The 19,113-nt window shown below is 60.5% G+C and carries 21 protein-coding genes and 1 pseudogene; 18 read left to right on the top strand and 4 right to left on the bottom strand.

Annotated features, from left to right (window positions below):
• Window positions 1-171: pseudogene (locus AC1DVE_RS11510) on the bottom strand (IS110 family transposase); the annotation flags it as partial.
• A gap of 291 nt (window positions 172-462) precedes the next feature.
• On the opposite strand from AC1DVE_RS11510, the gene argS reads away from it, so the two are divergent.
• From argS to AC1DVE_RS11465, 9 genes are all read left to right on the top strand, one after another.
• Window positions 463-2,199, top strand: coding sequence for an arginine--tRNA ligase (gene argS, locus AC1DVE_RS11505; protein ID WP_223457592.1), 1,737 nt, complete (start codon window positions 463-465; stop codon window positions 2,197-2,199).
• Window position 2,200: 1 nt separating this feature from the next.
• Complete coding sequence (locus AC1DVE_RS11500; RefSeq protein ID WP_007975583.1) at window positions 2,201-2,914, top strand: SPOR domain-containing protein; 714 nt, start codon at window positions 2,201-2,203, stop codon at window positions 2,912-2,914.
• 276 nt (window positions 2,915-3,190) lie between these two features.
• Window positions 3,191-3,721 (top strand): ATP-dependent protease subunit HslV, encoded by a 531-nt coding sequence (gene hslV, locus AC1DVE_RS11495; RefSeq protein ID WP_046031180.1) that lies wholly within the window; start codon window positions 3,191-3,193, stop codon window positions 3,719-3,721.
• A gap of 54 nt (window positions 3,722-3,775) precedes the next feature.
• A complete protein-coding gene (gene hslU, locus AC1DVE_RS11490; RefSeq protein WP_008047842.1) occupies window positions 3,776-5,113 on the top strand; it encodes an HslU--HslV peptidase ATPase subunit in 1,338 nt (445 codons plus the stop codon).
• Between the two features lie 79 nt (window positions 5,114-5,192).
• Window positions 5,193-5,564, top strand: coding sequence for a gamma-butyrobetaine hydroxylase family protein (locus AC1DVE_RS11485; protein WP_223457590.1), 372 nt, complete (start codon window positions 5,193-5,195; stop codon window positions 5,562-5,564).
• A 259-nt stretch (window positions 5,565-5,823) separates the two neighbouring features.
• A complete protein-coding gene (gene phaC / locus AC1DVE_RS11480) occupies window positions 5,824-7,503 on the top strand; it encodes a class II poly(R)-hydroxyalkanoic acid synthase (protein ID WP_223457588.1) in 1,680 nt (559 codons plus the stop codon).
• A 66-nt stretch (window positions 7,504-7,569) separates the two neighbouring features.
• Window positions 7,570-8,424 (top strand): poly(3-hydroxyalkanoate) depolymerase, encoded by an 855-nt coding sequence (gene phaZ / locus AC1DVE_RS11475; RefSeq protein WP_223457586.1) that lies wholly within the window; start codon window positions 7,570-7,572, stop codon window positions 8,422-8,424.
• A gap of 115 nt (window positions 8,425-8,539) precedes the next feature.
• Entirely contained in the window at window positions 8,540-10,222 is a 1,683-nt protein-coding gene (phaC, locus tag AC1DVE_RS11470) for a class II poly(R)-hydroxyalkanoic acid synthase (protein WP_223457584.1), read from the top strand.
• Between the two features lie 59 nt (window positions 10,223-10,281).
• Complete coding sequence (locus tag AC1DVE_RS11465; RefSeq protein ID WP_223447394.1) at window positions 10,282-10,902, top strand: TetR/AcrR family transcriptional regulator; 621 nt, start codon at window positions 10,282-10,284, stop codon at window positions 10,900-10,902.
• A 188-nt stretch (window positions 10,903-11,090) separates the two neighbouring features.
• Here the strand turns inward: AC1DVE_RS11465 and AC1DVE_RS11460 are convergent, their stop codons facing one another.
• From AC1DVE_RS11460 to AC1DVE_RS11450, 3 genes are all read right to left on the bottom strand, one after another.
• Window positions 11,091-11,906: a phasin family protein gene (locus tag AC1DVE_RS11460; protein ID WP_223457576.1), complete on the bottom strand. Its 816-nt coding sequence runs from the start codon at window positions 11,904-11,906 to the stop codon at window positions 11,091-11,093.
• Window positions 11,907-11,916: 10 nt separating this feature from the next.
• The gene (locus AC1DVE_RS11455; protein WP_223457574.1) at window positions 11,917-12,339 is read right to left on the bottom strand and encodes a phasin family protein; all 423 of its coding nucleotides are present in this window, start codon (window positions 12,337-12,339) and stop codon (window positions 11,917-11,919) included.
• 249 nt (window positions 12,340-12,588) lie between these two features.
• On the bottom strand, window positions 12,589-12,864 hold the full coding sequence (locus AC1DVE_RS11450; protein ID WP_223457572.1) for a polyhydroxyalkanoic acid system family protein: 276 nt from the start codon (window positions 12,862-12,864) through the stop codon (window positions 12,589-12,591).
• 155 nt (window positions 12,865-13,019) lie between these two features.
• Between AC1DVE_RS11450 and ubiE the strand changes: the two genes are divergently transcribed.
• The 9 genes from ubiE (at window position 13,020) to AC1DVE_RS11405 (ending at window position 19,078) form a co-directional block, all read left to right on the top strand.
• Window positions 13,020-13,790, top strand: coding sequence for a bifunctional demethylmenaquinone methyltransferase/2-methoxy-6-polyprenyl-1,4-benzoquinol methylase UbiE (gene ubiE, locus AC1DVE_RS11445; protein ID WP_053153319.1), 771 nt, complete (start codon window positions 13,020-13,022; stop codon window positions 13,788-13,790).
• Window positions 13,790-14,413, top strand: coding sequence for a ubiquinone biosynthesis accessory factor UbiJ (locus tag AC1DVE_RS11440; RefSeq protein ID WP_223457570.1), 624 nt, complete (start codon window positions 13,790-13,792; stop codon window positions 14,411-14,413). Before ubiE ends, AC1DVE_RS11440 begins: the two co-directional genes overlap by 1 nt.
• Complete coding sequence (ubiB, locus tag AC1DVE_RS11435) at window positions 14,410-16,014, top strand: ubiquinone biosynthesis regulatory protein kinase UbiB (protein ID WP_223457568.1); 1,605 nt, start codon at window positions 14,410-14,412, stop codon at window positions 16,012-16,014. The genes AC1DVE_RS11440 and ubiB overlap by 4 nt, the downstream gene beginning before the upstream one ends.
• Window positions 16,015-16,095: 81 nt before the next feature.
• The gene (gene hisI, locus AC1DVE_RS11430) at window positions 16,096-16,497 is read left to right on the top strand and encodes a phosphoribosyl-AMP cyclohydrolase (protein WP_085725456.1); all 402 of its coding nucleotides are present in this window, start codon (window positions 16,096-16,098) and stop codon (window positions 16,495-16,497) included.
• Complete coding sequence (locus AC1DVE_RS11425; protein ID WP_223534693.1) at window positions 16,490-16,822, top strand: phosphoribosyl-ATP diphosphatase; 333 nt, start codon at window positions 16,490-16,492, stop codon at window positions 16,820-16,822. The genes hisI and AC1DVE_RS11425 overlap by 8 nt, the downstream gene beginning before the upstream one ends.
• Before the next feature lie 25 nt (window positions 16,823-16,847).
• Window positions 16,848-17,120: a twin-arginine translocase TatA/TatE family subunit gene (locus AC1DVE_RS11420; protein WP_223457564.1), complete on the top strand. Its 273-nt coding sequence runs from the start codon at window positions 16,848-16,850 to the stop codon at window positions 17,118-17,120.
• 10 nt (window positions 17,121-17,130) lie between these two features.
• A complete protein-coding gene (gene tatB / locus AC1DVE_RS11415) occupies window positions 17,131-17,583 on the top strand; it encodes a Sec-independent protein translocase protein TatB (RefSeq protein WP_223457562.1) in 453 nt (150 codons plus the stop codon).
• Entirely contained in the window at window positions 17,580-18,374 is a 795-nt protein-coding gene (tatC, locus tag AC1DVE_RS11410; protein ID WP_046039611.1) for a twin-arginine translocase subunit TatC, read from the top strand. The genes tatB and tatC overlap by 4 nt, the downstream gene beginning before the upstream one ends.
• Complete coding sequence (locus tag AC1DVE_RS11405; protein WP_223457561.1) at window positions 18,371-19,078, top strand: 16S rRNA (uracil(1498)-N(3))-methyltransferase; 708 nt, start codon at window positions 18,371-18,373, stop codon at window positions 19,076-19,078. The genes tatC and AC1DVE_RS11405 overlap by 4 nt, the downstream gene beginning before the upstream one ends.
• Window positions 19,079-19,113 lie beyond the last annotated feature (35 nt).

The following is a 19,113-nucleotide window of genomic DNA, read 5'->3' as shown; positions in this document are numbered from 1 at the left end:
GCCGCCACAGGCTTCCATCACGATGGTGCAGGGCTCGAGATTTGCCAGGTGCTGCATGAGCGTTACCCGATTGAATTTTTTTCGGTACAGCTCGTGACCACGATCATCCTGTGCATGTAGATGAAAGGTGTGTTTTCCCAAGTCGATGGCGGCAATAGCTACTTTGTTCATGGCAACGATCTCCGATGAGCCCCCTGCGAAAGCTTAGTGGGCGATCACAGGGGGCAGCGGGGGTAGCCATTTCATTAGTGGTTCTCGGGTGGAACTACATTTTGTATCCACCTCAAAACCTGTGGGAGCGGCGGTGCGACAATTCGACTTGCTCGCGAAGAGGCCCTAATTGTCACCACACATCCATATCCTGCCTGCTAAGGTTGGCAAGCCCGTCTTCGCAACGGATAATGCCCAGTTTTTCCACCAGCGCATGATGCGCCGCCGCGCCTGCGGTCGAAAGAGAAGACCATGAAAGACACCATTCGCCAGCTGATCCAACAAGCCATCACCCAACTCGTCAACGAAGGTGTGTTGCCTGAAGGCCTGTCGCCGGCGATCCAGGTGGAAAACTCCCGCGACAAGAAGAACGGCGACTTCGCCAGCAACATCGCCATGATGCTGGCCAAGCCGGCCGGCATGAAGCCCCGCGATCTGGCGGAAAAAATCATTGCCGCGCTGCCGGCTGACGAAAATGTCGCCAAGACCGAAATCGCCGGCCCTGGCTTCCTGAACTTCTTCCAGAACACCGACGCCCTGGCGACCCGCCTGGACGCCGCCCTGGCCGACGCCCACATCGGCGTGCGCAAGGCTGGCCCGGTGCAGCGCACCGTGGTTGACCTGTCGGCACCGAACCTGGCCAAAGAGATGCACGTCGGCCACCTGCGCTCGACCATCATCGGCGACGGCGTGGCCCGCGTGCTGGAATTCCTCGGCGACACCGTGATCCGTCAGAACCACGTCGGCGACTGGGGCACCCAGTTCGGCATGCTGATGGCTTACCTGCAGGAAAACCCGATCACCAGCGACGAGCTGTCGGACCTGGAGAACTTCTACCGCGCCGCCAAGCAACGCTTCGACGAATCCGCAGAGTTCGCCGACCGCGCCCGTGGCCTGGTGGTCAAGTTGCAGGCCGGCGACGCCGATTGCCTGGCGCTGTGGACCAAGTTCAAGGACATCTCGCTGTCCCACTGCCAGAAGATCTACGAACTGCTCAACGTCAAACTGACCATGGCCGACGTGATGGGCGAAAGCGCCTACAACGACGACCTGATCAACGTGGTCAACGACTTGAAGGCCGCAGGCATGCTGGTCGAGAGCAACGGCGCCCAGTGCGTGTTCCTCGACGAGTTCAAGAACGCCGACGGCGACCCGCTGCCGGTGATCATCGTCAAGGCTGACGGCGGCTACCTCTACGCCACCACCGACCTGGCGGCCGTGCGCTACCGCAGCGGCAAGCTCAAGGCCGACCGTGCGCTGTACTTCGTCGACCAGCGTCAGGCCCTGCACTTCCAGCAAGTGTTCGCCGTGGCGCGCAAGGCCGGTTTCGTGACCCATCCAATGGAAATGGAACACATGGGCTTCGGCACCATGAACGGCGCTGACGGTCGTCCGTTCAAGACCCGTGATGGCGGCACCGTGAAGCTGATCGACCTGCTGACCGAAGCCCAGGAGCGCGCCTACACCCTGGTCAAGGACAAGAACCCTGAACTGGCCGAGACTGAGCTGCGCAACATCGCCAAGGTGGTGGGCATCGGAGCAGTGAAATACGCTGACCTGTCCAAGCACCGCACCAGCGACTACAGCTTCAACTTCGACCTGATGCTCAATTTCGAAGGCAACACCGCACCGTACCTGCTGTACGCCTACACCCGCGTGGCCGGCGTGTTCCGCAAGCTCGGCAAGGACTTCAGCGAAGTCGACGGCCAGATCGTCCTCGAAGCGGCGCACGAACACGAACTGGCGGCGAAGCTCGCGCAGTTTGGCGAGATCCTGAACAACGTGTCCGAAAAAGGCACCCCGCACATCCTTTGCACTTACCTGTACGACGTCGCAGGCCTGTTCTCCAGCTTCTACGAGAACTGCCCGATCCTCGCCGCCGATACCCCGGCACAAATGCAGAGCCGCCTGCGCCTCGCCGCGCTGACCGGACGCACTCTCAAGCAAGGCCTGGAACTCTTGGGCCTGGAAACTCTGGAGCGTATGTAAGTTGGCTGCCAAGAAAAAACCTGCACCCAAGCGTGGCGCCAGCCGTTACCAAGCTCCTGCAAAGCAACCGATCCCGGGCTGGCTGTGGATGGCCATCGGCCTGACGGTCGGCGCTTTCATCGTATTCCTGATGAAGCTGGAACCGGGCAAGGGCAGCGACACGGTCAAGCGTGAAAAAGTCGAGCAACAGCAACAGCAGAAAGCCAGCAAGATCGCCGAGGCCAACAAGACCCCGCCGAGCCCGACGCAACCGGTGAAGCCGAAGTACGACTTCTACACCTTGCTGCCGGAATCGGAAGTCATCGTGCCGCCGGATGCCGTGCCGGAAAAAACCCTGCCGACGCCGCAAGTGCCGGCCATCCCGACCACGCCGGTCACCCCGGCCGAAGCGGCGAAGATCGACACCGCGCGCGCCCAGGCTGCTTTGGCCGGGATTACTCCGCCTCCTGCGCCACCGGTCAAGGCTGCGCCTGTGACGAAGTTTTTCCTGCAGGCTGGCTCGTTCCGCAAAGAGACTGATGCGGACAAGGTTCGGGCGCAGATCATTCTGTTGGGCCAGGCCGTGGCGGTTGAGTCCGGCACGGTGAAGGACGAAACCTGGTATCGGGTGCTGGTCGGACCGTTCAGCAACCGCGAACAACTGACCACGGCGCAGAAACAATTGGCCGGCGCAGGCTTTAGCAACTTGCTGTTACAACAACGCCAAAGCCGATAACGCCCCCTGTGGCGAGGGAGCTTGCTCCCGCTGGAGTGCGCAGCACTCCCAAAACCTGCATTTGCGGTCCATCAGGTAGACCGCATAGACCGGGTTTGTGGCTGCTTCGCAGCCAAGCGGGAGCAAGCTCCCTCGCCACAATTGTTTCAGCGACAACCCATCACCATCACAACACACCACTCGTCCCCTCTCCCGTCCTACAGTTGAAAAACGCTCCACCACCCCCATATGAGTTTGCATAAGGCATTTTCGCCCAGCTGCGTGGAGACTCTTCCCTTGACCACCATCGTTTCAGTTCGCCGCCACGGCAAAGTCGTCATGGGCGGCGACGGCCAGGTTTCCCTTGGTAATACCGTGATGAAAGGTAACGCGAAAAAAGTTCGTCGCCTGTACCACGGTCAGGTCATCGCCGGTTTTGCCGGCGCCACCGCTGACGCCTTTACCCTCTTCGAACGCTTCGAAGGCCAGCTTGAAAAACACCAGGGTCACCTAGTGCGCGCCGCCGTCGAACTCGCCAAAGAATGGCGCACCGACCGCTCCCTGAGCCGCCTCGAAGCCATGCTCGCCGTCGCCAACAAAGACGCCTCCCTGATCATCACCGGCAACGGCGATGTGGTTGAGCCCGAAGAAGGCCTGATCGCCATGGGTTCCGGCGGCGGTTACGCCCAGGCCGCTGCCAGCGCGCTGCTGAAGAAAACCGATCTGTCGGCCCGGGAAATCGTCGAAACCGCCCTCGGCATCGCCGCCGACATCTGTGTATTCACCAACCACACCCAGACCATTGAGGAGCAGGACTGCGCCGAGTAAGCCCGTGCAGCCATCGCACCACGGCTCATTCTTGCTTGAGGTCCATTGAATATTATGTCCATGACTCCCCGTGAAATCGTCCACGAACTCAACCGCCACATCATCGGCCAGGACGATGCCAAGCGCGCCGTCGCCATTGCCCTGCGCAACCGCTGGCGGCGCATGCAGCTGCCAGAAGAGCTGCGCGTTGAAGTAACACCCAAGAATATCCTGATGATCGGCCCGACCGGTGTCGGTAAAACCGAGATCGCCCGTCGCCTGGCAAAACTGGCCAATGCGCCGTTCATCAAGGTCGAAGCGACCAAGTTCACCGAAGTCGGCTATGTCGGCCGCGACGTCGAATCGATCATTCGTGACCTCGCCGATGCCGCGATCAAGCTGCTGCGCGAACAGGAAATCGTCAAGGTTCGCCACCGCGCCGAAGACGCCGCTGAAGAGCGCATCCTCGACGCCCTGCTGCCACCGGCACGCATGGGCTTCAGCAACGACGACGCCCCGACTGCCGATTCCAACACCCGCCAGTTGTTCCGCAAGCGCCTGCGCGAAGGTCAGCTGGATGACAAGGAGATCGAAATCGAAGTCGCCGAAATGGCCGGCGTCGATATCTCCGCGCCACCGGGCATGGAAGAAATGACCAACCAGCTGCAAAGCCTGTTTGCCAACATGGGCAAGGGCAAGAAGAAAGCCCGCAAGCTCAAAGTCAAGGAAGCGCTCAAGCTGGTGCGTGACGAAGAAGCCAGCCGCCTGGTCAACGATGAAGAGTTGAAGGCCAAGGCCCTGGAAGCGGTCGAGCAGCACGGCATCGTGTTCATCGACGAAATCGACAAGGTCGCCAAGCGTGGCAATTCCGGTGGCGTCGATGTGTCCCGCGAAGGCGTGCAGCGCGACCTGCTGCCGCTGATCGAAGGCTGCACCGTCAACACCAAGCTGGGCATGGTCAAGACCGACCACATCCTGTTCATCGCCTCCGGTGCCTTCCACTTGAGCAAGCCGAGCGACCTGGTGCCCGAGCTGCAAGGCCGCCTGCCGATCCGTGTCGAACTCAAGGCCCTGAGCCCTGAGGATTTCGAACGCATCCTCAGCGAGCCTCACGCTTCGCTCACCGAGCAATATTGCGCACTGCTGAAAACCGAAGGCCTGGGCATCGAGTTCCAGCCGAGCGGCATCAAGCGCATCGCGGAGATCGCCTGGCAGGTCAACGAGAAAACCGAAAACATCGGTGCCCGTCGCCTGCACACCCTGCTTGAGCGCCTGCTCGAAGAGGTGTCGTTCAGCGCCGGCGACCTGGCCAGCGTTCATGACGGCAAGGTGATCCAGATCGACGCCGACTACGTCAACAGCCACCTGGGCGAATTGGCGCAGAACGAAGACCTGTCCCGTTATATTTTGTAAGCTTCAAGTTGCAAGCTACAAGCGTCAAGCTGATGGAGTTAAGCTTGAAGCTTGTAGCTCGCCACCCAAGGCTCTTTCTATGCTTCCCACCGACATCAAGCTGCACAAAGCCTCGAAAACCCTGTCGCTGAAATACGCGTCCGGCGAGGAATACACCCTGCCCGCCGAGTTCCTGCGCGTGCACTCTCCTTCCGCCGAGGTCCAGGGCCACGGCAAACCCATCCTGCAATTCGGCAAGATCAACGTCAGCCTGACCAAGGTAGAACCGGCCGGTCAGTACGCACTGAAACTGACCTTCGATGATGGTCACGACAGTGGTCTGTTCACCTGGGAATATCTGTACGAGCTGGGGCGACGTTATGACGCACTCTGGGAAGATTATCTGGCCGAGCTCAAAGCCGCCGGAAAAACCCGCGATCCGAACGAATCCATCGTCAAACTGATGCTCTAATCCGAGCCTCTCGCTCTTTAGAGGGCATTTTCTAATTTCATCTGTTTGAATGCTCCGCTTCAGGGCCGCCGATTGGCCTGCTTGCGAAAAAAATTAAACTCGGGTAACCAATGGAACTGGCAAGTTCCCTGCAGTGCTCTCTGCATTAAAAAAGCAGCGATGCAGTATTAACGGTCACCCCGAGCAGTAGTACCTGGCATTGGCTGTGTGACTACACAGCAGGACCCGGTACTCGTCTCAGGACAATGGAGCGTCGTAGATGAGTAACAAGAATAACGATGACTTGAAGAGTCAAGCCTCGGAAAACACCTTGGGGCTGAATCCTGTCGTTGGACTGCGTGGAAAGGATCTACTGGCTTCTGCTCGAATGGTGCTCAGGCAGGCCATCAAACAACCGATTCACAGCGCCAAACATGTCGCGCATTTCGGCCTTGAACTCAAGAACGTGCTGTTCGGTAAATCCGAGCTGCAACCGGGTAGCGATGACCGTCGCTTTGCGGATCCGGCCTGGAGCCAGAACCCGCTCTACAAACGTTATCTGCAAACCTACCTGGCGTGGCGCAAGGAACTCCACGACTGGATCGGCGACAGCAACCTGCCGCCCAAGGACGTCAGCCGTGGGCACTTTGTGATCAACCTGATGACCGAAGCCTTCGCCCCGACCAACACGGCGGCCAACCCGGCGGCGGTCAAGCGCTTCTTCGAAACCGGTGGTAAAAGCCTGCTCGATGGCCTCTCGCATCTGGCCAAGGACCTGGTGCATAACGGCGGCATGCCGAGCCAGGTCAACATGGGCGCATTCGAGGTCGGCAAGACCCTTGGCGTGACCGAGGGTGCAGTGGTCTTTCGCAACGACGTGCTGGAGCTGATCCAGTACAAGCCGATCACCGAACAGGTGCATGAACGCCCACTGCTGGTGGTACCGCCGCAGATCAACAAGTTCTACGTTTTCGACCTGAGTCCGGAAAAGAGCCTGGCGCGGTTCTGCCTGCGCAACAACGTGCAGACCTTCATCGTCAGCTGGCGCAACCCGACCAAGGAGCAGCGCGAGTGGGGCCTGTCGACCTACATCGAAGCGCTCAAGGAAGCGGTTGATGTGGTCACCTCGATCACCGGCAGCAAAGACGTGAACATGCTCGGTGCCTGCTCCGGCGGCATCACCTGCACCGCGCTGTTGGGCCACTACGCGGCAATCGGCGAGAACAAGGTCAACGCCCTGACCCTGCTGGTCAGCGTGCTCGACACTACCCTGGACAGCGACGTGGCCCTGTTCGTCGACGAGCAAACCCTCGAAGCCGCCAAGCGCCACTCCTACCAGGCCGGTGTTCTCGAAGGCCGCGACATGGCGAAAGTCTTCGCCTGGATGCGCCCCAACGACCTGATCTGGAACTACTGGGTCAACAACTACCTGTTGGGCAACGAACCGCCGGTATTCGACATTCTGTTCTGGAACAACGACACCACCCGGTTGCCCGCTGCGTTCCATGGCGACCTGATCGAGATGTTCAAAAGTAACCCGCTGACCCGTGCCGATGCACTGGAAGTGTGCGGCACTCCGATCGATCTGAAGAAGGTCACCGCCGACATCTTCTCGCTGGCCGGCACCAACGATCACATCACCCCGTGGCGTTCCTGCTACAAGTCGGCGCAATTGTTCGGCGGCAACGTTGAATTCGTGCTGTCCAGCAGCGGGCACATCCAGAGCATTCTGAACCCGCCGGGCAATCCGAAATCGCGCTACATGACCAGCACCGAAATGCCCGCCAATGCCGATGACTGGCAAGAAGAGTCGACCAAGCACGCCGACTCCTGGTGGCTGCACTGGCAGGCGTGGCAGGCACAGCGTGCGGGCAACCTGAAAAAAGCACCGTTGAAATTGGGCAACAAGGCCTATCCAGCGGGTGAAGCCGCGCCAGGCACCTATGTGCATGAGCGGTAACTGACACACCTCGCTCCCACAGGGGATGGGGAAGAATTCAAGAGAGCGACCCACAGGGCCAGAAGCATGCCGCAACCCTTCATATTCCGTACCGTCGATCTGGATGGCCAGACGCTCCGCACGGCGGTACGCCCCGGCAAGCCTCACTTGACGCCCCTGCTGATTTTCAACGGCATCGGCGCCAACCTGGAGCTGGTGTTCCCGTTCATCGCGGCGCTGGACCCGGACCTGGAAGTCATCGCCTTCGACGTACCCGGCGTCGGCGGTTCGTCGACACCGAACCGGCCGTATCGTTTTCCGAGCCTGGCGAAACTCACGGCGCGGATGCTCGACTATCTCGACTATGGGCAAATCAACGTCATCGGCGTGTCCTGGGGTGGCGCCCTGGCCCAACAGTTCGCTTATGACTATCCGGAGCGCTGCAAGAAACTCGTGCTGGCCGCAACGGCGGCGGGTGCGGTGATGGTGCCGGGCAAACCGAAAGTGCTGTGGATGATGGCCAGCCCGCGACGTTACATCCAGCCGTCCCACGTGATCCGCATTGCGCCGATGATCTACGGTGGTGCGTTCCGTCGCGACCCGACGCTGGCCGCCAGCCATGCGGCCAAGGTGCGTTCAGCGGGCAAGCTCGGTTACTACTGGCAGCTGTTCGCCGGCCTCGGCTGGACCAGCATCCACTGGTTGCACAAGATCCGCCAGCCGACCCTGGTACTGGCCGGTGACGATGACCCACTGATCCCGTTGGTCAATATGCGCTTGCTGGCCTGGCGGATTCCCAACGCCCAGTTGCACATCATCGATGACGGGCATCTGTTCCTGATTACCCGGGCCGAAGCGGTGGCTCCGATCATCATGAAATTCCTGGAAGAGGAGCGCCAGCGCGCGGTGATGCATCCGCGTCCGGCGCCATTGGGCAGCTAAACCGCTGCATCGGCGGTCGGCAGGACGCCACGCCGCGCAACAATCCGTTACAGCGTCTATGGTGTTCTGGTTCGGTGTATTTGTTTTTGGCCTGAAGACGAAGGAGTGTTGACTCATGCGCGAGAAACCAGCGAGGGATTCCCTACCGACTCCCGCCGCGTTCATCAATGCACAGAGTGCGATTACCGGCCTGCGTGGTCGGGATCTGTTGTCGACCCTGCGCAGTGTGGCCGCCCATGGCTTGCGCAATCCGGTACACAGTGCCCGACATGCCCTCAAACTCGGCGGTCAGCTTGGCCGTGTGCTGCTGGGCGAAACCCTGCACCCGACCAACCCGCAAGATGCTCGCTTCGCCGATCCGGCGTGGAGCCTCAACCCGTTTTATCGCCGTAGCCTGCAGGCCTATCTGAGCTGGCAGAAACAGGTCAAGAGCTGGATCGACGAGAGCGACATGAGCCCGGACGACCGCGCCCGCGCCCACTTCGCTTTCGCCCTGCTGAACGACGCCGTATCACCCTCCAACACCCTGCTCAATCCACTGGCGGTCAAGGAACTGTTCAATTCCGGCGGTAACAGCCTGGTGCGTGGCATCGGCCATTTGGTGGACGATCTGCTGCACAACGATGGCCTGCCCCGGCAAGTCACCAAGCAAGCGTTCGAGGTCGGCAAGACGGTCGCCACCACCACCGGTGCCGTGGTGTTTCGCAACGAGCTGCTGGAGTTGATCCAGTACAAGCCGATGAGCGAAAAGCAGTATTCCAAGCCCCTGCTGGTGGTGCCGCCGCAAATCAACAAGTACTACATTTTCGATCTGAGCCCCCATAACAGCTTCGTCCAGTACGCCCTGAAAAACGGCCTGCAAACTTTCATGATCAGCTGGCGCAACCCGGATGTGCGCCATCGCGAATGGGGGCTTTCGACCTACGTGGAAGCCGTGGAAGAGGCCATGAATGTCTGCCGGGCGATCACCGGTGCACGCGAGGTCAACCTGATGGGCGCCTGCGCCGGCGGGCTGACCATTGCCGCGTTGCAAGGTCACTTGCAGGCCAAGCGGCAGCTGCGCAGGGTGTCCAGCGCGACTTACCTGGTGAGCCTGCTCGACAGTCAGATGGACAGCCCTGCGACGCTGTTCGCCGACGAGCAGACTCTGGAGGCTGCCAAGCGCCGCTCCTATCAGCGGGGTGTACTGGACGGCCGCGACATGGCCAAGGTCTTCGCCTGGATGCGCCCCAACGATTTGATCTGGAGCTACTTCGTCAACAACTACCTGTTGGGCAAGGAGCCACCGGCGTTCGACATTCTCTACTGGAACAACGACAACACGCGCCTGCCGGCCGCCCTACATGGCGACCTGCTGGACTTCTTCAAGCACAACCCGCTGACCCACCCGGGCGGGCTGGAAGTGTGTGGCACGCCGATCGACTTGCAGAAGGTTACTGTCGACAGCTTCAGCGTCGCCGGCATCAACGATCACATCACGCCGTGGGACGCGGTGTATCGCTCGACGCTGTTGCTCGGTGGCGAGCGGCGCTTCGTGCTGTCCAACAGCGGTCATGTGCAGAGCATCCTCAACCCGCCGAGCAACCCGAAAGCCAACTACGTCGAGAACGGCAAACTGAGCAGCGACCCCCGAGCCTGGTACTACGACGCCAAGCATGTCGATGGCAGCTGGTGGACCCAATGGCTGAGCTGGATTCAGGAACGTTCCGGCGCGCAGAAGGAGACCCACATGGCGCTCGGCAATCAGAACTATCCACCGATGGAGGCAGCACCCGGTACTTACGTACGCGTGCGCTGACGTTCAACGAGCCACGGCCTCTGCCGGCCGTGGCAAGACCCGATCATTAAGAAGACTGGATGAAAACCCGCGACCGGATCCTCGAATGTGCCCTGCAGTTGTTCAATCAAAAGGGCGAACCGAATGTCTCCACCATGGAAGTTGCCAATGAAATGGGCATCAGCCCGGGCAACCTCTACTACCACTTCCACGGCAAGGAACCGCTGATTCTCGGGCTGTTCGAGCGCTTCCAGGGCGAACTGGCGCCCTTGCTCGACCCACCGGCCGATGCCGAGCTGGCGCCCGAAGAATACTGGCTGTTCCTGCACCTGATCGTCGAACGCCTGTCCCACTACCGGTTCCTGTTCCAGGACCTGTCGAACCTCGCCGGGCGCCTGCCGAAACTGGCCAAGGGCATTCGCAACCTGCTCAATGCACTCAAGCGCACACTGGCATCGCTGCTGGCACGATTGCAGGCGCAAGGGCTGCTGGTCAGCGATACCCAGGCACTGGGGCAACTGGTGGAGCAGATCACCATGACGCTGCTGTTCTCGCTGGATTACCAGCGGATTCTTGATCGTCAGGGCGAGGTGCGATTGGTGGTTTACCAGATCATGATGCTGGTGGCACCGCACCTGCTGCCGTCGATGAAGGCTGCGACCGAGCAGATGGCGATGGAGTATCTGGAAGACCACGAATAATCCTGACCACAACGCCCCCCTGTAGGAGCGAGCTTGCTCGCGAAAAAGGTACAGCCGACGCTACTTCGCGCCTGCAATACCATCGCGAGCAAGCTCGCTCCTACAGTGGGCTTGTGTCGCTCAGAGATTCGCGCACAAACAAAAACGCCCGACCTTCACAGGCCGGGCGTTTTCTTGAGCCCTGAGAATCAGGACTGACTGGTTGGCGTCGATGGAGCTGGCGCGGCAGTCGGGGTGACAGCAGGGGTCGGTGCGGTAGCGGAGTTCGATGCGCTGACCGGAGCTGCCGGCGTTGCCGGTTTGGCAGCTGCCACTGCTGGTTTTGGCGCGGCAGCTTTTGGAGCGGCCGGCTTTTTCACCGCTGGTTTTTTCGCCGCGGCCGGTTTGGCTGCTGGCTTGATGGCTGCCGGCTTGGCCGCTGCAGTTTTCGCTGCAGGCTTGGCGGCGGCTGGTTTGGCCGCGGCCGGTTTGGCGGCTGCAGTTTTAGCCGCAGGTTTGGCAGCAGGTTTAGCCGCTGCTTTTGCCAGTGGCTTGGCTGCGGTTTTGGCGGCCGGCTTGGCTGCCGCGGTTTTCGCCGCAACAGGCGCAACCTTGGCACCGGTCAGTTTTTCGATTTGCTTGGTCAGGGTATCGACCTTGCTGTGCAGTGCCTTGACTTCGTTGCGGCTCGGTACGCCCAGACGCGAAATGGCGCTGTTCAGACGCTTGTCGAAAGCGCCTTCCAGCTCATCCCACTTGCCCAGTGCGCGATCTTTCACGCCGCTGATACGCGATTTGGCCGAAGAAGCGGAGTCCTTGGCGGCGTCGACAGTCTTGCCAACAGCGCTCTTGGTGAGCTTCTCGGCTTTCTCGCCGTCCTTAACCAATGCATCGAAGAGTTTGCTGCCGTCAGTGTCGATCTTCGAGTACACGCCTAAACCAGCCAGCCAGATTTTTCGGGAGTAATCTTCAACCTTCCCGATCCACGAGCTGCCTTCTTTTTCGGTGTTCTTTTTAACAGCCATCCCGTTCTCCTTAAGATTTACGCGCGACACGTTCGAGCAATGCCGTCAGCTCATCGAGCTTAGCAGAGAGTGCCTCAACGTCATGTTTAGACGGAATACCGATACGATTCAAGGCACTTGCGACACGCGTGTCAAACGCCTTCTCGACCTTGTCGAGTTGAACTTCGACGCGGCCTTTGAAAGTGCTGACTTCACTCTTGGCTTCATCGATCTCGGCATTGGCCGCTTCAAGTTTCTCAGCGACTACCTTTTTGCCTTTCTTTTCAACAACCTGACCCGCTTTGATCAGCTCTTGAAAGTACTCGCTACCCTCTTGGCCGACCTTGGTGTAGGCACCCAGGCCTGCCAGCCAGATCTTGCGGGCATAGGATTTGACGTCGCTCAGCGTGCTGGTCGACGGGTCGATTTTTTTCTTCAAAATAACTTTGGCCATGGTGCACCTCACGCGCAGAAGGTTTGAGGAACTGCCCGGATAAGTGTCGGGCTCTGGCACAAAGTAGGGAGAAAAATTAGAAACGGCACCCTAACAACTGACATGAAAGGTCAGGTGCACCACAAAACAAATGTGGGAGCGAGCCTGCTCGCGATAGCGATTCATCAGTCAAAATGAATGTCGACTGACACTCCCTCATCGCGAGCAGGCTCGCTCCCACATGGGATCTCGGTTCACGCGGAAACCGAGTCAGACCAACGCTTTATCCAGCGCCTTTTCGATTTCCGCTTTGATCATGCCGCTCATGGCCGACATCATCAGGCCCAGCTCCACGTCGACCTTGATCGAATTTTCACTGACATGCACCGCGCCCTTCACACCCGAGCGCTTGAGGTTCAGGGTATCGCCGGACCACTGCGGCTCCAGGCCATACTGATCGGAAAGTTTCTGCGCCAGCTTGTCGGCCTTTTCGCGAGCCGCTGCCTTACCCAGGCCATGGGCACGTTCAACACTAATACGGGCCATCAAATGACTCCTGCTTTATGGATGCTTTCCCGAGGCATCTTGACCTCTGCTGCGTCAAAACGTCCCGATGGTTGCCCATCTTACCTTCAGCCTTGCCAAGACAAAGCATGCCTTGGGGATTAGAATGTCGCGCATTCTCTTTTGGTGACAGCGATATGACTGATCAGCGCAAAGGCAGCGATGCCGAACCCACCACTCACTTCGGCTTCAAAAACGTTCCGGAAAGCCAGAAAGCGGAAAAAGTCGCTGAGGTTTTCCACTCGGTAGCCGCCAAGTACGACCTGATGAACGACCTTCTGTCGGGCGGCATGCACCGTCTGTGGAAGCGTTTCGCGATCGAACTGTCGGGCGTTCGTGCCGGTAACCGCGTGCTCGACATCGCCGGCGGCACTGGCGACCTGACCAAAAAATTCTCGCACCTGGTAGGCCCGACCGGCCAGGTCGTATTGGCCGACATCAACGAATCCATGCTCAAGGTCGGTCGTGACCGCCTGCTGGACCTCGGTGTGGCCGGCAACGTCGAATTCGTCCAGGCCGACGCGGAAAAGCTGCCGTTCCCGGACAACCATTTCGACTGCGTGACCATCGCCTTCGGCCTGCGCAACGTGACCCACAAGGAAGATGCCCTGCGCTCGATGCTGCGCGTGCTCAAGCCTGGCGGCCGTTTGCTGGTGCTGGAATTCTCCAAGCCGACCAACGCGCTGATGTCCAAGGCCTACGACGCCTACTCGTTCGCCTTCATGCCGCTGATGGGCAAGCTGATCACCAACGACTCGGAAAGCTATCGCTACCTGGCCGAATCGATCCGCATGCACCCGAACCAGGAAACCCTGAAGTCGATGATGGTCGAGGCCGGTTTCGACCGCGTGACCTATCACAACATGACCGCAGGCATCGTTGCCCTGCACCGCGGCATCAAGCCCTGATGCTGCTCGCCGGCCTGCTCGCCAGCGTTGAACTCGGCCTGAACCGGGTGCTGCGTCTCGACAGCACGGCGCTGCCGCGGCTGGCGCATTTGAGCGGCAGAGTGATTGCCGTCGACTGCCGCAGCCCGGCGCTGCAACTGTTCATCCTGCCCAGCGACGAAGGCCTGATGCTCGCCTCCCAGTGGGAAACCGGCGCCGACTGCACCTTGCGTGCACCGGCCTCGAGCCTGCTGAAACTGGCCATGAGCAAGGACAAGACTTCTGTTCTGCACGCCCCTGAAGTCGAACTCGACGGCGACAGCGGCGTACTGCTGGAGCTGGCGGCGATCCTCCAGGACCTGGAGCTGGACTGGGAGTACGAACTCTCGCGCTGGTTGGGCCCGGTGGCCACGCAACTGCTCGGCGGTCACCTGCGCAGCCGCGCCCGCTGGTATCAGCAAGGCTTTGCCAGCCTGGGCCAGAACCTGGGCGAGTACCTGGCCGAAGAATCGCGCACCCTCGTCGGTCAGCGCGAAGCCGAAGCCCGATTCAGTGAACTGGACCAGATCAAGCTCGATCTGGAACGTCTCGAGGCGCGATTCGAGCGCCTTTCCCGATCCCTCGACCCAAGCGATAACGCATGAAGCTGCTTGCCGCCCGCCGTTTGTTGCGCATCCAGCGCGTCGTGATCCGCTACCGCCTCGATGACCTGCTGTTCGCCCTGCCGCTGCCCTGGTTCTTGCGGGCGCTGCGCTATGCCTTGCCGTGGCGCTGGTTCCCGCGCAAGACCCTGGACCTGAGCCGTGGCGCGCGCTTGCGCCTGGCGTTGCAGGACCTGGGGCCGATCTTCATCAAGTTCGGGCAGATCCTGTCCACCCGTCGCGACCTGCTGCCAGAAGACATCGCCGATGAGCTTATGAAGCTGCAGGACCGCGTGCCGCCGTTCGACTCGCAAGTGTCGGTCAAGCTGATCGAAGAACAACTCGGCAAGAAAATCAGCGATGTGTTCAGCCGTTTCGATGTCGAGCCGCTGGCCTCAGCCTCGGTGGCGCAGGTGCATGCCGCGCAACTGAAAACCGGTGAGGAAGTGGTGGTCAAGGTGATCCGCCCGGGCCTCAAACCAGTGATCGCCCAGGACCTGGCGTGGCTGTTCATCCTCGCCCGCGCCGCCGAAAAACTCTCGGCCGATGCGCGCCTGCTGCATCCGGTGGACGTGGTCAGTGATTATGAAAAAACCATCTACGACGAACTCGACCTGCTGCGCGAGGCGGCCAACGCCAGCCAGTTGAAGCGCAACTTCGACGGCTCGCCGCTGCTGTACGTGCCACAAGTCTATTGGGACTGGTGCCGGCCGAAAGTGCTGGTGATGGAGCGCATCTACGGCATCCAGGTCACCGATCTGGCAACCCTGGCCGACCAGCGCACCGACATGAAAATGCTCGCCGAGCGTGGCGTGGAGATTTTCTTCACCCAGGTGTTCCGCGACAGCTTCTTCCACGCCGACATGCACCCCGGCAACATTTTCGTCAGCACCGTGAATCCGTGGAGCCCGCAATACATTGCCATCGACTGCGGCATCGTCGGCAGCCTGACCCCGGAAGACCAGGATTACCTGGCACGCAACCTGTTCGCCTTCTTCAAGCGCGATTACCGTCGCGTGGCGCAGTTGCACATCGATTCGGGCTGGGTGCCGGCGGAAACCAAACTCAACGAATTCGAAGCAGCGATCCGTACCGTGTGCGAGCCGATCTTCGAAAAACCGTTAAAAGATATTTCTTTCGGCCAGGTGCTGATGCGCCTGTTCCAGACCGCGCGCCGCTTCAACATGGAAGTGCAGCCGCAACTGGTCCTGCTGCAAAAAACCCTGTTGAACATCGAAGGCCTGGGCCGTCAGCTGTACCCGGACCTTGATCTGTGGAACACCGCGCAGCCGTTCCTCGAACGCTGGATGCGCGAGCGGGTCAGCCCCAAAGCCCTGCTCGGCAACGTGCACAGCCAGTTCGAACAGATCCCGCACCTGGCCAACATGGCCCGCGATCTGCTCGAACGCATGTCCCAACCCCACGCCTATGACCCGCCGCCTGCGTGGCACCGACGCCGTGACGACTGGTTCCTGCGCCTGCTCGGCACGGCGCACCTGGCCGGTGGCGCCATCCTTGCCGCTGGCGGACCGCTGAATCAGTTGGACTATTGGCCAGCTGGCATCATGATGGCGGTCGGTTTGTATCTGGTCGTGCGCCGATAGCCAGTTGTGTGAACGACTGGCACACTGTTTCAACGCCTGAGCTCGGCTATTGAAGTGTCGAGCCCGCTGTCGGAGTCGAAGATGAAAAACTGGCTGGACGAGATCAAGTGGGACGCTGACGGCCTGGTGCCGGCCATTGCCCAGGATCACAAGACCGGGCGCGTCCTGATGATGGCCTGGATGAACCGCGAAGCACTGGAACTGACCGCTGCCGAGAACCGCGCCATTTACTGGTCGCGCTCCCGTGGCAAGCTGTGGCGCAAGGGCGAAGAGTCCGGCCATGTGCAAACCCTGCACGAGATGCGCCTGGACTGCGACGCCGACGTCATCATCCTGATGGTCGAGCAGATCGGCGACATCGCCTGTCATACCGGCCGCCAGAGCTGCTTCTACCGCGTCTATGAGAACGGCGACTGGACAACCGTCGACCCGGTTCTGAAAGATCCGCACGCCATCTATTCCGCAGGGCACACACATGAGTGACACTATCACCCGCCTCGCCGAGGTACTGGAGGAGCGCAAAGGCGCTGCCGCCGACAGCTCGTATGTCGCCAGCCTGTACCACAAGGGCTTGAACAAGATTCTGGAAAAAGTCGGCGAAGAGTCGGTCGAAACCATCATTGCCGCCAAGGACGCCGCCGTCAGCGGCGACTGCAGCGATGTGATCTACGAAACCGCCGATCTGTGGTTCCACAGCATGGTCATGCTCGCCCAATTGGGGCAGCATCCACAGGCTGTACTCGATGAACTGGACCGTCGTTTCGGTCTCTCCGGACACGCCGAGAAAGCCTCGCGCCCGTCCGCCTGAATAACTATTAGAGAGGAGCAGCAGCATGGGCATTTTTGACTGGAAACACTGGATCGTCATCCTGGTTGTCGTGGTACTGGTGTTCGGCACCAAGAAACTGAAAAACCTCGGCACCGACGTCGGCGAGTCGATCAAGGGCTTCAAGAAAGCCATGAACGACGACGAAAAACCGGCCGACCCGAATGCGACCCCGTCCCAACCGGTTCCACCGGTACAGCCCCAAGCCTCTGTAAACCAGCCGCACACCATCGATGTGCAGGCACAGAAAGTCGAAGAGCCGATCCGCAAAGACGTGTGAGCACTGACTAATGTTTGGTATCAGCTTCTCTGAACTGCTGCTCGTCGGCCTCGTTGCCCTGCTGGTGCTGGGTCCCGAGCGCTTGCCGGGCGCTGCGCGCACCGCTGGCCTGTGGGTCGGGCGTCTGAAGCGCAGCTTCAACGCAATCAAACAGGAAGTTGAACGTGAAATCGGTGCTGACGAAATCCGTCGGCAACTGCACAACGAGCACATCCTGTCGCTTGAGCAGGAGGCGCGGAAAATCTTCACGCCGACCCAGCAGGAGCCGACGCCGGTGGAACACGTGGGCGAGCAGACGATTCATGCGCCTGCCGCTACCGTCGACCCGACACCTGCTCCCGTTGTAGCGCCTGTCGAACCTGCACCTGTTGTTGCAGCCACGCCGGTTGAACCCGTTACACCGGCGGCTGCGCCCGTTGCGCCGGCCCCTCATGACCCAACACTGCCGCCGCGAGCCCCATGAGCGATCTTCCTGAAAACGACCAGCACATGCCGCTGGTTTCGCACCTCACCGAGTTGCGTACCCGTCTGCTGCGCTGCGTAGCGGCGATCTTCATCATCTTTGCCGGGCTGTTCGCCTTCACCCAGCAGATCTACACCTTCGTCTCCACGCCGCTGCGCGCGTACCTGCCCGCCGGCGCCACGATGATTGCCACTGACGTGTCGTCGCCGTTCCTGACGCCACTGAAGCTGACGATGATGGTCTCGCTGTTCCTGGCCATCCCGGTGATCCTGCACCAGATCTGGGGTTTCATCGCCCCGGGCCTGTACAAGCATGAAAAGCGCATTGCTGTGCCATTGCTGATGTCCAGCATCGTGTTGTTCTATGCCGGCATGGCGTTCGCCTACTACCTGGTGTTCCCGCTGATCTTCAAGTTCTTCGCCGCCGCCACCCCGGCCGGCGTAGAAATGATGACCGACATCACCAGCTACCTCGATTTCGTCATGACGCTGTTCTTCGCCTTCGGCGTGGCGTTCGAAATCCCGGTGGCCGTGGTGCTGCTGGTGTGGATCGGCGTGGTCGACGTCAAATACCTGAAGAAGATCCGCCCGTACGTGGTCATTGGCTGCTTCGTAGTCGGCATGATCCTGACACCGCCGGACATCTTCTCGCAGACCCTGCTGGCCGTGCCGATGTGGCTGTTGTTCGAGATCGGCATCCTGTTTGGCAGCCTGATCAGCAAGCGTGGCGAGCATCCGGACGACCAACCGGCTGACGATCACAACGACCAGCCGCCAGCGACCCAAGCGTGAACCTGCTGCTCCTTGAAGAGGCCGATTTCATTGCGGCCGACCGGGCGGTCCTGCGTGATCGCCGGTTGACCCACATGCAGGAAGTCCACCGCAGTGAAGTCGGTGACAGCATGCGCGTCGGGCGGATCGGCGGGCTGATGGGTTCGGCCGAAGTGCTGCGCCTGGACGCCGACGAAGCGGAATTGCGCGTCACCCTCGACCAGCCACCACCGGCCAAGCTGCCATTGACCCTGGTATTGGCTCTGCCACGGCCCAAGATGCTGCGCAGGGTGTTTCAGACCGTGGCGGCCATGGGTGTGCCGCGGATCGTGCTGGTCAACAGCTATCGCGTCGAGAAGAGCTTCTGGCAGACCCCATTCCTGGAGCCCGAGGCGATTCGCGAGCAGTTGATCCTTGGCCTCGAACAGGCCCGGGACAGCGTGCTGCCGGAAGTCGTGATCGAGAAGCGCTTCAAGCCGTTCGTCGAAGACCGTCTGCCGGCGATTACCGAAGGCACCCTCGGCCTGGTGGGGCATCCGGGCAATTACCCGCCCTGCCCTCGCGCACTCAGCGAACCGGTGACCCTGGCCATCGGCCCCGAGGGTGGCTGGATTCCCTACGAGATCGACCTGCTGGGCAAGTCCGGCCTGCAACCGGTGCAACTGGGCGAGCGCATCCTGCGCGTCGAAACCGCCGTGACCGCGTTGCTGGCACGACTTTTCTAAATCCCTACGCGATCACTGTGGCGAGGGGGCTTGCC

Source organism: Pseudomonas sp. P4_B4, assembly GCF_056402255.1.
Note: the sequence above shows the minus strand (reverse complement) of the source record. Positions and strands in the feature narration are given on the sequence as shown.

Coding starts and splice junctions, on each gene's coding strand:
- phaZ (WP_223457586.1), top strand. CDS start 7,570: ATGCCGCAACCCTTCATATTCCGTACCGTCGATCTGGATGGCCAGACG.
- ubiB (WP_223457568.1), top strand. CDS start 14,410: ATGAAGCTGCTTGCCGCCCGCCGTTTGTTGCGCATCCAGCGCGTCGTG.
- argS (WP_223457592.1), top strand. CDS start 463: ATGAAAGACACCATTCGCCAGCTGATCCAACAAGCCATCACCCAACTC.
- AC1DVE_RS11460 (WP_223457576.1), bottom strand. CDS start 11,906: ATGGCTGTTAAAAAGAACACCGAAAAAGAAGGCAGCTCGTGGATCGGG.
- AC1DVE_RS11450 (WP_223457572.1), bottom strand. CDS start 12,864: ATGGCCCGTATTAGTGTTGAACGTGCCCATGGCCTGGGTAAGGCAGCG.
- phaC (WP_223457584.1), top strand. CDS start 8,540: ATGCGCGAGAAACCAGCGAGGGATTCCCTACCGACTCCCGCCGCGTTC.
- tatC (WP_046039611.1), top strand. CDS start 17,580: ATGAGCGATCTTCCTGAAAACGACCAGCACATGCCGCTGGTTTCGCAC.
- AC1DVE_RS11465 (WP_223447394.1), top strand. CDS start 10,282: ATGAAAACCCGCGACCGGATCCTCGAATGTGCCCTGCAGTTGTTCAAT.
- hisI (WP_085725456.1), top strand. CDS start 16,096: ATGAAAAACTGGCTGGACGAGATCAAGTGGGACGCTGACGGCCTGGTG.
- ubiE (WP_053153319.1), top strand. CDS start 13,020: ATGACTGATCAGCGCAAAGGCAGCGATGCCGAACCCACCACTCACTTC.
- phaC (WP_223457588.1), top strand. CDS start 5,824: ATGAGTAACAAGAATAACGATGACTTGAAGAGTCAAGCCTCGGAAAAC.
- AC1DVE_RS11485 (WP_223457590.1), top strand. CDS start 5,193: ATGCTTCCCACCGACATCAAGCTGCACAAAGCCTCGAAAACCCTGTCG.
- AC1DVE_RS11425 (WP_223534693.1), top strand. CDS start 16,490: ATGAGTGACACTATCACCCGCCTCGCCGAGGTACTGGAGGAGCGCAAA.
- AC1DVE_RS11440 (WP_223457570.1), top strand. CDS start 13,790: ATGCTGCTCGCCGGCCTGCTCGCCAGCGTTGAACTCGGCCTGAACCGG.
- tatB (WP_223457562.1), top strand. CDS start 17,131: ATGTTTGGTATCAGCTTCTCTGAACTGCTGCTCGTCGGCCTCGTTGCC.
- AC1DVE_RS11420 (WP_223457564.1), top strand. CDS start 16,848: ATGGGCATTTTTGACTGGAAACACTGGATCGTCATCCTGGTTGTCGTG.
- hslU (WP_008047842.1), top strand. CDS start 3,776: ATGTCCATGACTCCCCGTGAAATCGTCCACGAACTCAACCGCCACATC.
- AC1DVE_RS11455 (WP_223457574.1), bottom strand. CDS start 12,339: ATGGCCAAAGTTATTTTGAAGAAAAAAATCGACCCGTCGACCAGCACG.